At 39.8% G+C, this 1,693-nt stretch carries 5 protein-coding genes; all 5 read left to right on the top strand.

Translation table 11 applies throughout. The features are described 5' to 3' along the window. The first annotated feature begins 60 nt into the window (after positions 1–60). The gene (rpmC, locus tag E7C97_RS09435; RefSeq protein ID WP_000772918.1) at positions 61–267 is read left to right on the top strand and encodes a 50S ribosomal protein L29; all 207 of its coding nucleotides are present in this window, start codon (positions 61–63) and stop codon (positions 265–267) included. A 24-nt stretch (positions 268–291) separates the two neighbouring features. Further along, entirely contained in the window at positions 292–552 is a 261-nt protein-coding gene (gene rpsQ / locus E7C97_RS09440) for a 30S ribosomal protein S17 (protein WP_000440801.1), read from the top strand. Positions 553–577: 25 nt separating this feature from the next. Continuing rightward, positions 578–946 carry a 50S ribosomal protein L14 gene (rplN, locus tag E7C97_RS09445; protein ID WP_000616548.1) on the top strand — a complete coding sequence of 123 codons (369 nt, stop codon included), beginning with the start codon at positions 578–580 and terminating at the stop codon, positions 944–946. 83 nt (positions 947–1,029) lie between these two features. After that, entirely contained in the window at positions 1,030–1,335 is a 306-nt protein-coding gene (gene rplX / locus E7C97_RS09450; protein ID WP_000497691.1) for a 50S ribosomal protein L24, read from the top strand. Positions 1,336–1,358: 23 nt separating this feature from the next. Next, on the top strand, positions 1,359–1,693 hold a 335-nt coding region (rplE, locus tag E7C97_RS09455; RefSeq protein ID WP_316109070.1), incomplete at its 3' end, for a 50S ribosomal protein L5.

Raw genomic sequence — 1,693 nt, forward strand, 5'->3', positions numbered from 1 at the left:
AGCCACAAATTGCCAGTTAAATGTAAATTCGTAAAACGTGAAGCAGAATAAGGAGAAGGCATGAAACTTAATGAAGTAAAAGAATTTGTTAAAGAACTTCGTGGTCTTTCTCAAGAAGAACTCGCGAAGCGCGAAAACGAATTGAAAAAAGAATTGTTTGAACTTCGTTTCCAAGCTGCTACTGGTCAATTAGAACAAACAGCTCGCTTGAAAGAAGTTAAAAAACAAATCGCTCGTATCAAAACAGTTCAATCTGAAGCGAAATAATAGACTAGGGAAGGAGAAATTTCAATGGAACGCAATAATCGTAAAGTTCTTGTTGGACGTGTTGTATCTGACAAAATGGACAAGACAATCACAGTTGTAGTTGAAACAAAACGTAACCACCCAGTCTATGGTAAACGTATTAACTACTCTAAAAAATACAAAGCACATGATGAAAACAATGTTGCCAAAGAAGGCGATATCGTACGTATCATGGAAACTCGTCCGCTTTCAGCTACAAAACGTTTCCGTCTTGTAGAAGTCGTTGAAGAAGCGGTTATCATCTAATCAAACCTGAAAGGAGAAAACTGAAATGATTCAAACAGAAACTCGTTTGAAAGTCGCAGACAACAGCGGTGCACGCGAAATCTTGACTATCAAAGTTCTTGGTGGTTCTAAACGTAAATTTGCGAACATCGGTGATGTTATTGTGGCATCTGTAAAACAAGCTACTCCTGGTGGTGCGGTTAAAAAAGGTGACGTTGTTAAAGCAGTTATCGTTCGTACTAAATCAGGTGCTCGTCGTGCTGATGGTTCATACATCAAATTTGATGAAAACGCAGCAGTTATCATCCGTGAAGATAAAACTCCTCGCGGAACACGTATCTTTGGTCCAGTTGCACGTGAATTGCGTGAAGGTGGCTTCATGAAGATCGTGTCACTTGCTCCAGAAGTACTTTAATTTTCACAGAGCAAAAACAAACAAACACAGTCCCCTGGCTTAGCCAGGGTGCCCATTGGGCGTAAGAATAAAAGGAGAAAAAAATGTTTGTAAAAAAAGGCGACAAAGTTCGCGTAATCGCTGGTAAAGATAAGGGAACAGAAGCTGTTGTCCTTACTGCCCTTCCAAAAGTAAACAAAGTTATCGTTGAAGGTGTTAACATCGTTAAGAAACACCAACGTCCAACTAACGAACTTCCTCAAGGTGGTATCATCGAGAAGGAAGCAGCTATCCACGTATCAAACGTTCAAGTTTTGGACAAAAACGGTGTAGCTGGTCGTGTTGGTTACAAATTTGTAGACGGTAAAAAAGTTCGCTACAACAAAAAATCAGGCGAAGTGCTTGATTAATCACGAAGGAAAGGAGAAGTATAATGGCAAATCGTTTAAAAGAAAAATATCTTAATGAAGTAGTTCCTGCTTTGACAGAACAATTCAACTACTCATCAGTGATGGCTGTGCCTAAAGTAGATAAGATCGTTTTGAACATGGGTGTTGGTGAAGCTGTATCAAACGCTAAAAGCCTTGAAAAAGCTGCTGAAGAATTGGCGCTTATCTCAGGTCAAAAACCACTTATCACTAAAGCTAAAAAATCAATCGCCGGCTTCCGTCTTCGTGAAGGTGTTGCGATCGGTGCAAAAGTTACCCTTCGTGGTGAACGTATGTACGAATTCTTGGATAAATTGGTTTCAGTTTCACTTCCACGTGT

It is taken from the genome of Streptococcus sp., from assembly GCF_032481935.1.
Classification (GTDB): Bacteria; Bacillota; Bacilli; order Lactobacillales; family Streptococcaceae; genus Streptococcus.